The organism is Lentzea sp. NBRC 105346, assembly GCF_030269605.1.
GTDB lineage: Bacteria > Actinomycetota > Actinomycetes > Mycobacteriales > Pseudonocardiaceae > Lentzea.
On the sequence record NZ_BSTQ01000020.1, the window covers coordinates 104,523 to 116,770 of the forward strand.

Annotated in this window: 15 protein-coding genes and 1 tRNA gene; 8 read left to right on the plus strand and 8 right to left on the minus strand. The window is 67.9% G+C overall.

Annotation, left to right across the window (positions count from 1 at the left end):
* Window positions 1-43: 43 nt before the first annotated feature.
* Window positions 44-117, plus strand: a tRNA-Gly gene (locus QSK35_RS35220).
* Here the strand turns inward: QSK35_RS35220 and QSK35_RS35225 are convergent.
* The 3 genes from QSK35_RS35225 to QSK35_RS35235 all read right to left on the minus strand — a co-directional run bounded on the left by QSK35_RS35225 (window position 86) and on the right by QSK35_RS35235 (window position 3,129).
* Window positions 86-898: a tyrosine-type recombinase/integrase gene (locus QSK35_RS35225; RefSeq protein WP_285752024.1), complete on the minus strand. Its 813-nt coding sequence runs from the start codon at window positions 896-898 to the stop codon at window positions 86-88. The two genes, QSK35_RS35220 and QSK35_RS35225, sit on opposite strands and share 32 nt — an antisense overlap.
* Window positions 899-1,952: 1,054 nt before the next feature.
* A complete protein-coding gene (locus QSK35_RS35230) occupies window positions 1,953-2,363 on the minus strand; it encodes a DUF6188 family protein (protein ID WP_352244178.1) in 411 nt (136 codons plus the stop codon).
* A 310-nt stretch (window positions 2,364-2,673) separates the two neighbouring features.
* On the minus strand, window positions 2,674-3,129 hold the full coding sequence (locus tag QSK35_RS35235) for a group II truncated hemoglobin (RefSeq protein ID WP_285752025.1): 456 nt from the start codon (window positions 3,127-3,129) through the stop codon (window positions 2,674-2,676).
* Between the two features lie 95 nt (window positions 3,130-3,224).
* Here QSK35_RS35235 and QSK35_RS42895 point away from each other — a divergent pair, with 95 nt between their 5' ends.
* Entirely contained in the window at window positions 3,225-4,073 is an 849-nt protein-coding gene (locus tag QSK35_RS42895) for a winged helix-turn-helix transcriptional regulator (protein ID WP_502881763.1), read from the plus strand.
* A gap of 210 nt (window positions 4,074-4,283) precedes the next feature.
* Here the strand turns inward: QSK35_RS42895 and QSK35_RS35245 are convergent, their stop codons facing one another.
* Entirely contained in the window at window positions 4,284-4,832 is a 549-nt protein-coding gene (locus tag QSK35_RS35245) for an NAD(P)-dependent oxidoreductase (RefSeq protein WP_285752027.1), read from the minus strand.
* 55 nt (window positions 4,833-4,887) lie between these two features.
* On the opposite strand from QSK35_RS35245, the gene QSK35_RS35250 reads away from it, so the two are divergent.
* The 4 genes from QSK35_RS35250 to QSK35_RS35265 all read left to right on the plus strand — a co-directional run bounded on the left by QSK35_RS35250 (window position 4,888) and on the right by QSK35_RS35265 (window position 7,831).
* Window positions 4,888-5,223, plus strand: coding sequence for a winged helix-turn-helix transcriptional regulator (locus QSK35_RS35250; RefSeq protein WP_285752029.1), 336 nt, complete (start codon window positions 4,888-4,890; stop codon window positions 5,221-5,223).
* Window positions 5,207-5,551, plus strand: coding sequence for a VOC family protein (locus QSK35_RS35255; protein ID WP_285752030.1), 345 nt, complete (start codon window positions 5,207-5,209; stop codon window positions 5,549-5,551). Before QSK35_RS35250 ends, QSK35_RS35255 begins: the two co-directional genes overlap by 17 nt.
* Window positions 5,552-5,846: 295 nt before the next feature.
* Window positions 5,847-7,064, plus strand: coding sequence for a GNAT family N-acetyltransferase (locus QSK35_RS35260; RefSeq protein WP_285752031.1), 1,218 nt, complete (start codon window positions 5,847-5,849; stop codon window positions 7,062-7,064).
* A gap of 53 nt (window positions 7,065-7,117) precedes the next feature.
* Complete coding sequence (locus QSK35_RS35265) at window positions 7,118-7,831, plus strand: hypothetical protein (RefSeq protein ID WP_285752032.1); 714 nt, start codon at window positions 7,118-7,120, stop codon at window positions 7,829-7,831.
* Here the strand turns inward: QSK35_RS35265 and QSK35_RS35270 are convergent.
* Genes QSK35_RS35270 through QSK35_RS35280 form a run of 3 tightly spaced genes read right to left on the minus strand, consistent with a single transcriptional unit; the run spans window position 7,828 to window position 9,569 of the window.
* On the minus strand, window positions 7,828-8,628 hold the full coding sequence (locus QSK35_RS35270) for an Fpg/Nei family DNA glycosylase (protein WP_285752033.1): 801 nt from the start codon (window positions 8,626-8,628) through the stop codon (window positions 7,828-7,830). The two genes, QSK35_RS35265 and QSK35_RS35270, sit on opposite strands and share 4 nt — an antisense overlap.
* Before the next feature lie 3 nt (window positions 8,629-8,631).
* Window positions 8,632-9,108 carry a hypothetical protein gene (locus QSK35_RS35275; RefSeq protein ID WP_285752034.1) on the minus strand — a complete coding sequence of 159 codons (477 nt, stop codon included), beginning with the start codon at window positions 9,106-9,108 and terminating at the stop codon, window positions 8,632-8,634.
* A complete protein-coding gene (locus QSK35_RS35280; RefSeq protein ID WP_285752035.1) occupies window positions 9,105-9,569 on the minus strand; it encodes a ribose-5-phosphate isomerase in 465 nt (154 codons plus the stop codon). The genes QSK35_RS35275 and QSK35_RS35280 overlap by 4 nt, the downstream gene beginning before the upstream one ends.
* 26 nt (window positions 9,570-9,595) lie before the next feature.
* Between QSK35_RS35280 and QSK35_RS35285 the strand changes: the two genes are divergently transcribed.
* Together QSK35_RS35285 and QSK35_RS35290 are read left to right on the plus strand one after the other, a co-directional pair.
* Window positions 9,596-10,258 (plus strand): 2-phosphosulfolactate phosphatase, encoded by a 663-nt coding sequence (locus tag QSK35_RS35285; RefSeq protein ID WP_285752036.1) that lies wholly within the window; start codon window positions 9,596-9,598, stop codon window positions 10,256-10,258.
* Window positions 10,255-10,854, plus strand: coding sequence for an MBL fold metallo-hydrolase (locus tag QSK35_RS35290; protein WP_285752037.1), 600 nt, complete (start codon window positions 10,255-10,257; stop codon window positions 10,852-10,854). The genes QSK35_RS35285 and QSK35_RS35290 overlap by 4 nt, the downstream gene beginning before the upstream one ends.
* Here QSK35_RS35290 and QSK35_RS35295 read toward each other — a convergent pair.
* Entirely contained in the window at window positions 10,835-12,187 is a 1,353-nt protein-coding gene (locus tag QSK35_RS35295) for an aldehyde dehydrogenase family protein (RefSeq protein WP_285752038.1), read from the minus strand. The genes QSK35_RS35290 and QSK35_RS35295 overlap by 20 nt on opposite strands.
* Window positions 12,188-12,248: the final 61 nt, after the last annotated feature.

Consider the following 12,248-nt stretch of genomic DNA (forward strand, 5'->3'; position numbering starts at 1 on the left):
GCGACACGCTAAGCTGTTTACGCACCCACCCCGGTGGGTGCGTGCGGGTGTAGCTCAATGGTAGAGCCCCAGCCTTCCAAGCTGGTCATGCGGGTTCGATTCCCGTCACCCGCTCCAGTTCATTCTTGCTGGTAGAGCGCTTAGAGACCGTCCCTCGTGGACGGTCTTTCTGGTTTTGTCGATCTTCCGTGCCCCTCGCGTGCCCCTCGTGCCCGTTGCCGGTGACCTGAGCGACCATCGACTCGATACCGGCCGCGATGTTCTTGCCCCGTTCCTCACGAGCGTGGAGGTAGATCAGCGCGGCGCGAGTCGAGCTGTGCCCCATCCGATCCATCAACTCACGCAGGGTCGCCCCGGTCTCCGCAGCCAGCGTGTTCCCCGTGTGCCGGAGGTCGTGCAAGTGCACGTCCGGGATGCCCGCCGCGATCCGAGCCGCGTTCCAGATGTTCCAGAAATTGTTCCGCTTCGGCCGGCCACCCTTCGGTCCGACGAACACCCACGCATCTGGGTCCGCGTCGACGAACGCATCCAGGTGCCACTGAATCTCGGACACGAGGAACGGTGGCAGCGTGACCGGCCGCTTGCTCTTGGCCTTGGGATCGTCCTCGAACAGCGGTCCCGAGTCCGGCTGGACGGTCTGGCGATCGACCCGCACCACGCAGTACCTGTGCTCTCCGTCGTCGAGGACGGAGAAGTCACCCCGACGAAGGCCGACCATCTCCGCGAACCGCAGACTTCCGAACGTCGCGAGCAGCACCACCAGGCGGTAACGCTCCTGAATCTCTTGCGCTGCCTTGAAAACCTGTTCGAGCGTCGCGGTAGGACGCTCTGGGCTGTCCTCCTTGCCGCCGCCTTTGATCGTGCACGGGTTGTGCTTCAACAGCCGTCTTTCTTCCACCCTTAATAGCTTGCTGACTCGTTCGAGTGTCCACGTCGTTGTCGGGTCGTTGGCGAGCTTCGGCTTGTCGGGCTTCGGCTGTACTGCTGAATTCAGCTATATGGGATCAAGGCGCGCCGCCGGCGGCGGCGCGCTGTGCCCGTCACCTTGGCACCGCGTCCACGTCCATCCCGGCCTGCCAGGCTCCCGCTCCGCTCCGCCTGGCGGCCGGGCGGCGCGGCACAGCTGGCCCCCGACAGCGCCACCGCCGACGGCGCGCCAGACCACGGACCAACTGTCGGCCCACGCCAGCCGGGACGATCGCGCGGACGGTCACCGCGGATTGGCTGGGCGCGGCGATCGACGCCCGTCGACGCTCCGCGCCAACGGCCACCGAGCTAGCGTTACTACAGGGAGGCGCAGTGGACGCGATCAGCAGATACCTGGACCTCGTGGATGAGATCAGGCAGCGGGACCCCAGTCAGCGCGAGGGACAGGCGCACTACAACGCGTTGCGCATGGGTTGGCCACACCTGGAAGCACAAGTGGTCGGCACCGATCGGGACTGCTACAGCTCCGACCGTGCCCTACCCGCGTTTCTCACATGGGTTGAGCAGGTCTTGACGAACAATGAGCGTCACCCCAACACGCCATGATCAGTCACGGCCAGCGACACCGCGTCAAGACTGGAACGCGTGTCTTGACCCGGCGCCACTGTCCACGAGATCGGCTTCGTGTCGGGATGATGCCCGCGGACTGGCTGGGCACACGACAACGCCGCCCGTGCCCCTCGCGTGCCCCACCTCAGGATCAACAGTGGTAAACAGAGGGCACGAACGGTCAAGATCCGCGCGAAGCAGCAGCTCAGAGGCTTAGCAGGTCAGCGCCATGATCACTGCCAGACCTTCCAAGCTGGTCATGCGGGTTCGATTCCCGTCACCCGCTCCACCACATTCTCGCTGGTAGAGCACTTGCAGACCGTCCTCCGTGGACCGGTCCTCCGCGGATCACGGCGCTGCGCGCGGTGGAATCAAGCGTCTCCACACCGCCAGACCACCACCGGGAATGCTAACGATCAGCATGCCGTCCGGCCGGTCGCGGTCCACGGCTCGTATCGGCCGTCGGGCGCAACCCGCAGTAGTCGACCATTGCCGAACACCATCCGCAGTCCACCGGACTTGAACGCAACAGCCAGCTTCACCTCGGTGTTGAACAGCGACAGCCCGGCGGCCACGTCCTGCTGCTCGGGAATCATCTCGACCTTCTCCGGGTTGGCGCCCGCGCCGACCCAGCCGAGCGTCGCCGGGCTGCTGATCCGTACCGCACCCTTGTCGTCGAGGTTCAGACCGAACGCGAAGTCCACCTGGACCTGGGTGACCGTCAGACCGCGGAACGGCAGGATCCAACGGTCCTCATGCTCGGTCAGAGCCGGTGCATCGCTCGCCCAGCCCTCTTGCCGTTTCGAATCGAGGACACGACAAGCGATGTAGTGCTTTCACCACACCTAGCCATTCATGGAAGCGCTCTCCGCCCTGGAGCTCTACCTTGGTTCCAGTCCAGACGGGAGCCCTGCACATGACCGTCCGCAAGCTCGCCGCGGCATTACTGATCGTCCTCGCGGCCACCCTGGTCACCACGGGTACGGAGGGCTCCACCAGCACCCAGGTCGCCGAACCCGGCACGCCCTGGCACTAGAAGGAGCCCACGATGCGCAAACTGTTCGCAGTCCTGCTCGCCCTCGCTGTCATGGCCGCGACGCACGCCACCGCCCTCGCCAGTACGCAAGCTCCCTGGAACTAAGGGGTGTACGGCGGCGCGACGCCCCAGCCCCAGCGGGGAACCGGGGCGCCGCGCACCGGCGACGCACCGGGGGCGGAGTTCGACACCGCCAGGCGCGTGCCCCACTCCAGGTAGCTGACGAAAGCCGCGCGGAACTCGGGGTCCGCGGGCAGCCCCACGAGATCGGCGGCGTCCTGCATCAGGTTCACCCAGCGGCGCCGCTGAGGCTCGGTGATCGCTTTGCCCAGGTGGTGCGACAGCATGGTGTCGTAGCCGCCGCGCGAAGCCGAATACTCCGCCGGCCCGCCGAAGACCTCGCCCAGCCACAAGGCGACATAGCGGGGATGCGACGGGTCCATGTGGACGAACAGCGGCGACAGCAGCGGGTCGACAACGACCAGCTCGTAGAAAGCGGAAGTCAGGCGCAGCAACGCATCGGCGCCGCCGGCCCACGAGTACAGCGTCGGCTCCACGACAAGTCCCCCAAACCACAAGTTGATGTACGGGGAACAGATCAGCACCAACGTGCGTACGGTGCAAGTACGCACTTTTTGGTGAGGAGCCCAAGATGTATCGCTGTCCGGTCGAACTGACGCTCGACGTCATCGGCGGCAAGTGGCGGGCGGTGATCCTCGCGCACCTCAAGGAGGGCGTGCACACGTACGGCGCGCTCAGGCGCAAGGTGCCGGACATCAGCGAGAAGATGTTCGTGCAGCGCCTCAACGAGCTCCGCGAAGCCGGGCTCGTCACGCGACGTGAGAACAAGCCGCACGTCGAGTACGAGCTCACCGAGGAAGGGCAGAGCCTCGCGCCCGTGCTCCAGGCCCTCTACGACTGGGGACTTCTCCGAAGATGGGAACCCGCATCGCTGAAAGAAATCTCCGACCTGTTCGCCGGATATCCGCACCCGTGGTGGGTCGCGGGCGGGATGGCCATCGAGCTCGCCGTCGGGCGGAGTTTCCGGGAGCACGGGGACATCGACGTCGTGGTGCTCAGGAAGGATCAGCTAGAAGCACAACAACTGCTCAAGGGGTGGGAGCTGTGGGCCGCTGATCCGCCGGGCACGCTGAGGCCGTGGCGGGACGGGGAGGCGTTGCCGGAGGACGTGCACGACGTGTGGTGCCGGCCGTCCCCCGACGCGCCCTGGCGGCTGCAGATCATCATCGACGAGAGTGACGGCGACATGTGGGTGTCGCGGCGGGATCCGGCGATCAGGAAGCCGCTCGGTGAGGTGGTGCGACGCGGGACCGTGCCGTACCTCGCGCCCGAGGTGCAGCTCCACCTCAAGGCCGACAAACCGCGGCCCAAGGATCAGCTGGACTTCGAGATGGCCTGGCCGCTGCTGGAGGACGACCAACGACGGTGGCTCCGCCAGGTCCTCCCGAAGGAACATCCCTGGCGGTCCACAAAGGTGTAGTACTTCCCCTTAAACTAAAGTGCACATGGGAGCGCTCTCCAATCGAACCTCTACCTTGGGTTCAGTCCACTTCAGACGGGAGCCCTGCCCATGTTGATCCGCAAGGTCGTCACCGCTGTCGCGATCGTCCTCGCCGTCGTTGCAGCCGGAAGCATTCCCGGGCACCAGACCACCGAGACGGCCTGCTGCACGGGAACGCCCTGGCACTGACTAGGCCGACCGGATGCCCACCTGAGTCCGCTCGAACGACGGCTGCGACACCTCATCGAGCACGGCCAGTGCGAAGTCCGAGTAGGACAGAGTGTCCGACGGATCCACCGCACCGATTCCGTATCTCCCAACGGGTTCACCGCCGAAGTTCCCCACCGGGCTCATGACCAGCCAGTCCACCAAAGAGGAACGCAACACGTCGACCCCGGCGGAGTGCCCCAGGCAGAACGGCTTGTGCTCCGCCGGGAACGACGGCGTGTCGATCAACCGCACGCCGGGTGATACCTCGAGCAGCGGGTAGATGCCGACCACGATGATCCGCCGCACACCCGAGGCGACCAACTCACGAGCCGCGAAGGAATAGAACTCGAAAGGGTCTGCCGCGGCGTCGTACACCGCGCTGATCGCCACGTCGTACCCCGCGGCGAGCGAGGCCGACAGGCCTGGGTTGCGGCCGACACCGGTCACCTCATGTCCTCGGCGAGAGGCCTCAGCCACCAGCGAACGCCCCGCCTGACCACCCGATCCGAATATCACGATCTTTGCCATGCACCCACGCTAAGCTGGGCATATCGGGTTACCGCAACGATACTGGGGGCCACCTGTGGAGACGTGCCCGAGCAAAACGCTGCCGGTCAGGGTCGGCGACAAGTGGACCGCGATGATCGTCCGCAACCTCGAGAGCGGGCCGAAGAGGTTCACCGAACTCAAAGAACACGGCATCACGCCGAAGGTGCTCACCGAGACGCTGCGCGCCATGCAGCGCGACGGCCTCATCGAGCGCACCGAGTTCGACGAGCTGCCGCCGCGCGTGGAGTACCAGCTCACAAGCCTCGGGCGCGCAGTGAAAGAGCTGCTGGACCACACTTGCGCGTGGACGCGCGAGCACCTGCCGGAGATCCTTGCGGCGCGGGAGGCGAACCATGCGGGCACGGCTTGAGCAGATCGTCATCGACAGCAACGACCCGGCGCTGCTCGTGCGGTTCTGGGCCGAGTTGCTCGGGGGTGAGCCGGTCGACCGCGCGCACAACTGGTCGCACGTGGAGCCGCCGGACGGCGTCCGGATGTCGTTTCAGCCGGTGCCCGAGCACAAGACGACCAAGAACCGGTTGCACCTCGACCTCGAGGTCGAGGACATCGAAGCCGCTGTCGTGAAGGCCGTGAGCCTTGGTGCGCAACGGGAAGGCGTCGTCGTCACGGACGAGCAGGGCAGCTTCCAGGTCATGCGGGACCCGGAAGGCAACGAGTTCTGCTTCGTCAGGGACTGAACGCGCGCCAGAGCGCCTCGCCGAACTTGACCGCCAGCAGGACCATGAGCAGGCCGATGGTGAAGGTGACCAGGCAGCGCACGATGACCACGAGCTTCGCGCCCTTCATCGGCCACCTCGAGACGGATCGGTTCAACAAGGGCTCTCAGGATTACCGGCCGGTTGCCCCACCAACAACGGCCATCGAGTCGATTTCGCTTCGCCCGATCGCCGATGCGGACACGGTGTGCACGTGTGGGCTAACCGTATGGAAATACGGTCGCGCGGCACCGGCTACCGGCGTACAACCAGCGATATGGGCGACTCGACGCTGAGCATCCGGACTCTCACGTACGACGACTTCCCCGCGCTGTCCAAGGTCCTCGCGGCGGCGTTCCAGAGCGAGTTCAAGGAAGAGAACGCCGAACGCGAGCGCAGGATCCTCGAGCCGGACCGCACGCACGGCATCTTCGACGGTGACGAGATGATCGGCGTCGGCGGCATTCTCACCCGCGACCTGACGCTGCCGGGTGCGATGCCCACGCCGGCCGCCGCGGTCACCGCCGTCGGCGTCAAACCGGGGCATCGGCGTCGCGGTGTCGCCAGCCTCCTCATGCGGACCCAGCTGCACGGGCTGCACGAGGAGAACAAGGAAGCCATCGCGATTCTCTGGGCGTCCGAGGGCTCCATCTACGGCCGCTTCGGCTACGGCATCGCCGCCGAGGTCGCGATGATGTCGATCCCGCACCAGGCGCCGTTCCGGCCCGAGGTCAAGGTGGACGACCGGCGCATCCGGGAGGTCACCCGCGACGAGGCGATGCCGGTCATGCGGGAGCTGCACGATCGGGTGAGGCGTGCCCGCACCGGATGGCTGAACCGCGTCGAGGGATCCTGGTTGTTCCACCTCGGCGACGAGGAGTCGGACCGCGACGGGCTCACGTCGTACCGCTACGCGCTGCACCCGCGGGGGTACACGGTCTACCGCGTCAAGCACGACTGGCAGACGCGCGGCCCGCGCAACGAGCTGCACGTGCGCGAGATCGTCGCGGAGACCGACGAGGCGTACGCCGCGCTGTACCGGCACCTGCTCGACATGGACCTCGCGGGCGAGGTGAAGTACTTCACCGCCTCCGACGACCCGATCACGCACATGATCGTGAACGCGCGGACCGCGTTGCGCGAACGCACGGACTCGCTGTGGGTGCGCATCGCCGACGTCGAACGCGCGCTGCCGCAACGCCGCTATCAGTCCGATGTGGACTACGTGCTGCAGCTGTCCGACGAGTTCTGCCCGTGGAACCAGGGCAAATGGCGGTTCACGACGAAGTCCGGCGAGGCCGTTGTGCAGCGCACCACGGACGAACCCGACGTCGCGCTGGACATCTCGGTGCTCGGGTCGGTGTTCCTCGGCGGGCCCCGGCTGAGTGTGTTCGCGCGGGCACAGCGCGTGCGCGAGTGCACGCCGGGTGCGGTGAGCGCGCTGTCCGCGGCGTTCCTCGACGAGCGTGAGCCGCACTGCCCCGAGGTGTTCTAGGGAACCTCCGGAGTAGCGTCCTCGTTGACCGGACATCTACTCCGGGAGGGATCGTGGCCACAGCCGTCGTGCTGATCGCACTGCTCATCCTCGTGGTCGGGGGCGGGATCTACCTCGCGAAGAAGAGCGCCGACCGCAGAGCACATGAGCTGGAGGACGCCAAGGCGGAGGCACGACGCTGGGTCGAACGCCTCGGCGGGCAGGTCATGAGCCTGATCGGCACGGACGTCGCGTCGAAGCAGGCACTGGCCGACGCGTCGGAGCGGTTCACCGCGGCGGGCGGTCAGATGGACCAGGTGAAGACCGTGCAGCAGGCGCGGCTCGTCACCGAGACGGCCATGGAGGGCCTGCACTACGTGCGCGCCGCGCGTGAGGCGATGGGCATGGACCCCGGTCCCACGCTGCCCGACACCTCCGGACGCAACCAGGCCGGCCGGGTGTCCGAGGACCGCCAGGTCACCGTCGAGGGCCACGCCTACGCCGCCTCACCGCACGCCGGTTCGGCCACGCCGCACTACTACCCCGGCGGCATGGTCGCGGGCCGGCCGGTGCCGCAGGGCTGGTACAGCGAGCCGTGGTGGAAGCCCGCGCTCGTGGCCGGCGCGTGGGGCGTCGGCTCGTTCCTGCTGATGGACGCCATGTTCTCCGGCATGCACGGCTTCGACGCCTACGACGGCGGCATGGGCGACATGGGCATGGGGATCGGCGACGACTTCGGCGGGTTCGACGGCGCGGGCGACATGGACTTCGGCGGATTCGACTTCTAAGGCTGGCAGGTCGGGCACCAGTAGAGGTTGCGGCCGGCCAAGGTCGCCTGCGCGACCGGAGTTCCGCAGATCAGGCACGGCATCCCGGCGCGGCGGTACACGTAGACCTCACCGCCGTGCCGGTCCTGCCGCGGCGCGCGGCCGGTCACCTCGGGCAGGTGCTCGGGCCGCACGGTGTCGATCCGGCCGACGCGAACGCCGTCCTTCATCAGGAACACGAGATCGGCCCACATCGCGTCCCACAACGACCGGCTCACGCGAAGACCCGGAAGCTGCGGGTTCACGTTGTGCCGGAACAACACCTCGGCGCGGTACACGTTGCCCACGCCCGCGACGAGTTTCTGGTCCATCAGCAACGCCGCGATCGACACGCGTGAACGCGAGATGCGCGCGAAGGCGGCATCGGGGTCGGCGTCACGCCGCAACGGGTCCGCGCCGAGCCGCGCGCGAACAGCCGAAACCTCTTCGAGAGTCAGGATCTCGCACGTGTTGGGCCCGCGCAGATCCGTCCAGTGCGTGGCCCCGACCATCCGCATGCGCACCTGGCCGACCGGCGCGAGCACCGGCAGCTTCTCCTCGGTGAACGTCCCGTAGAGCCCCAGATGCACGTGCACCACGGCATCCGGCCCGTAGATGTGGAAGAGGTGCTTGCCGTGCGCCTCGGCGCGCTTCAGCACCCGTCCGTCCACAAGGGACGGTGTGAACCGGCCCTGCGGACTGGACACCGAGACTTCCTTGCCCGCGTACCGGCGCTGGTGCAGCTTTGCGAGCCGGTGCAGCGTATGACCTTCAGGCACTGATCAATCCTCGAAGTACTGGCCCAGCAGAACAGCGGAACGCCCGTCGACCACACCGAGCACGGCGGTCAGACCGGCGAGCTGCCTGCCCAGGTCGAACGAACGGGGCTCGCCGAGACGTTCCAAACCCCGCGCGATGGCCGCGGCCAGGTCGTCCGCGACGTGCGGCAGCGTGTGGTCGTCCAATGCGAGCGCCAGGTGCTCACCGAAGTAGAACTCGTCGCACCGCAACACCATTCCGTGCACGGCGTCGACGCGTCGCTGCACGGTCCCGTTGCGCACGGCGTGCGCCCGGCTGCCCGCGACGGCCTCGGCGAGGCGCGGATACCAGTCGATCTCCGTGCCCATCGCCACGACCGCGGCGACCCCGCAGTAGCCCGCCGAGTTGCCCATGGCGGCCAACGCCCGCATGGCGGACATCCGACGCGGCACCTCGGCCGCGTCGTCGATGACCAGCGCGACTAACTCGGCCTCGGTCAAGGCAGTTCGGGGGCGACGCCGGTGCGCTCATACGTGTCGAGCAGCCCGATGCGGCGGGCGTGCCGACCACCCTCGAACGGCGTGGCGAGGAACGCCTCGACGATCTCGAACGCCTCCTCGGTCGTGTGCATGCGGGCGCCGAGGCCGATCAGCTGGGCGTTGTTGTGCTGCCGCGCGAGTTGCGCGGTCTCCACGTTGTACGCCAGCGCGGCCCGCGCGCCACGCACCTTGTTCGCGGCGATCTGCTCGCCGTTGCCGGAACCGCCGATGACGATGCCGAGGCTGCCCTCGTCCTCGACCACCCGGCGGGCGGCCTCGATGCAGAACGGCGGGTAGTCGTCGTTGGCGTCGTAGGCGGCCGGGCCGACGTCGATCACCTCGTGGCCCTGGCTCGCCAGGTGCTTTGCGAGGTGGCCCTTCAGCTCGAAGCCGGCGTGGTCTGCTCCCAGGTAAACGCGCACGTCACGAGTCTGACACGCTGGGCGTCGTGTTCGGCCAGGAGGGGTACCGGCTGCGGCTGGAATGGGGTCCGGAGGGCGTGACGGCGCTCTCCGGCTGTGACGTGCTGATCATCGTCGACGTGCTGTCGTTCACCACATCGGTCGACCTGGTGGTGGGCAACGGCGGCCAGGTGCGGCCATCTCGCTGGCATGAAGGGGTTCGCACGCAAAGACCCGCGACGCTCGTCAACGCCACCGGGCTCGTGGAGCTGCCGTCACCCAACGGATCGAACCTGTGTGCGCTGGCGGCCCAGACCGGCAAGCACGTGCTGGCGGGCTGCCTGCGCAACGCCGAAGCCGTCGCCAGGAAGGCGAGCGAACTGGGCGAGACGATCGGCGTGATCCCCGCCGGCGAACGCTGGGGGCTCGACATCCGCGAGGAGGGCACCCGCGAGTTCGGCCCGTTGCGGCCGTGCGTCGAGGACTACCTGGGCGCGGGCGCGATCCTCGACGCCCTCAGCGGCAACGCTTCCCCCGAGGCGCGGCTGGCCGCGGACGCCTACCGGTTCACCGACGTGCGCGCGGCCGTCCTGTCGTGCGTGTCCGGCCGGGAACTGATCGAGTACGGGCACGGCGCGGACGTGGGTCTGGCGCTGGAACAGGGCGTGTCGAAGGCCGCGCCGACGCTGGTGGACGGGGTGCTTCGGTGATCGAAATCGCAACCGGCGTGTTCGTGAAACGACACGAGGAGCTCGACCTCAACCTGGGACTCGTCGTCGGCGACCGGGAGTGCCTGGTGATCGACACCGGGTTGAACGACGCCTTCGCCGCCGACGTGCGGAAGATCACGCCGCTGCCCTGGCGGGTGGTGCTGACCCACAACCACTGGGACCACGTGCTGGGCACGCCCGCGTTCCTCCCGTGCGAGATCTGGGCGCACGAGAACTGCACGGTCGACGAGGAGATCCTCCTGGGCGACGCGAAGAACTACCCGGAGCTGATCCCGGTCGACCCGGTGCTGGTCCCGCCGACCCATACCTTCAAGAACCACAAGAAATTCGACCTGGGCGGACGCACGGTCGAGCTGCACCACTTCGGCCCGTCGCACACGAGTCACGACGTCGTGGTGCACGTGCCGGACGTGGACGTGGTGTTCGCGGGCGACGTCGTGGAGATCGGCGCGCCCGTGCAGTTCGGGCCCGACGCGACCCCGGAGAACTGGCCGAACGTGATCGAACAGATCAAGCGGCTAGCCCCCGCGATGGTCGTGCCGGGCCACGGAACGCCTACCGCTGAATGGACTTGACCTCGCAGAACTCGTCCAGCCCGAACCGGCCGAACTCGCGGCCGTTGCCGGACTGCCGGTACCCGCCGAACGGCGCGCTGGTGTTGAACGCGGCCGCGTTGATGTCGACCTGACCGGTGCGCAGCCGGCGCGCGACCCGCATGGCCCGGTCGGTGTCGGCGGAGAACACGCCGCCGGCGAGCCCGTAGATCGTCGAGTTCGCGATGCGCACCGCGTCGTCCTCGTCGGTGTACGGCATGACCGAGAGCACCGGCCCGAAGATCTCCTCCTGGGCGATGGTCATCTCGGGCTTGACGCCACCGAACACCGTGGGCGCGACGTAGAAACCGCGCTCCAATGGCGCATCCGGGCCACCCTGCGCGAGCTGAGCACCTTCCTCGACGCCCTGCCGGATGTAGCCGACGACGCGGTCGCGTTGCGCGGCGGAGACGGCCGGGCCGATGCGCGTGGTGGCCTCGGCCGGGTCGGCCGACTGGTACTTGGCGGCCGCGGCGGCGGCCAGCGCAACGGCCTCGTCGTGCTGGGAAGCCGGCACGAGCAGGCGGGTCCAGGCGCTGCACGCCTGGCCGTTGTTCATGAACGCGTTGGCCACCGCGATCTTCACCGCGCGGCCGAGGTCGGCGTCGTCGAGCACGATGCATGCGGACTTGCCGCCCAGCTCCAGGGCGACGCGCTTGACCGTGGCCGACGCGACCTCGGAGACGCGGCGACCGGCGCGCGTGGAGCCGGTGAACGAGACCATGTCGACGTCCGGATGCGCGGCCAGCGCCTCACCCACGACCGGGCCCGTGCCGTGCACCAACGAGAACACGCCGGCCGGCACGACCGCCGAGATCACCTCGGCCAGGATGTTCGCGGTGAACGGCGCGAGCTCGCTGGGCTTGAGCACCACGGTGTTGCCCGCGGCGAGCGCGGGGACGACCTTCGCGACCATCTGCTGCAGCGGGAAGTTCCACGGCGTGATCGCCGCGACGACACCGATCGGCTCGCGCAGCACCAGCGAGTTGCCGATCTCCTCGCCGTCGAAGTAGCCGCCCTCGATCACCTCGGCGATGCCGCGCGCGATGCTGATCGGGTTGGGCACCTGCACCTTCTGCGCGAACGTCAGCGGCGTGCCCATCTCGCGGCTCATCGTGGCCGCCAGCTCGTCGGCACGGGCTTCGAGACCGTCCGCGATCGCGTGCACGATCTTCAGCCGCTCGTCGACCGAGGTCTGTGACCACGCCGGGAACGCCGCGACGGCGGCGGCCACCGCTGTGTCGACGTCAGCGGGTGTGCCCTCCGGCACGGTGCCGATGACTTCCTCGGTGGCGGGGTTGACGACCTCGATCACTCCAAACCTCCCTGTCGTGAGTGTTTTCCGTCGCTATGACGACGGAAAACACTCACGACCC

Excerpts from the sequence above, each read along its gene's own strand:
- QSK35_RS42895 (WP_502881763.1), top strand. The coding sequence starts at position 3,225 with ATGTATCGCTGTCCGGTCGAACTGACGCTCGACGTCATCGGCGGCAAG.
- QSK35_RS35255 (WP_285752030.1), top strand. The coding sequence starts at position 5,207 with ATGCGGGCACGGCTTGAGCAGATCGTCATCGACAGCAACGACCCGGCG.
- QSK35_RS35245 (WP_285752027.1), bottom strand. The coding sequence starts at position 4,832 with ATGGCAAAGATCGTGATATTCGGATCGGGTGGTCAGGCGGGGCGTTCG.
- QSK35_RS35260 (WP_285752031.1), top strand. The coding sequence starts at position 5,847 with ATGGGCGACTCGACGCTGAGCATCCGGACTCTCACGTACGACGACTTC.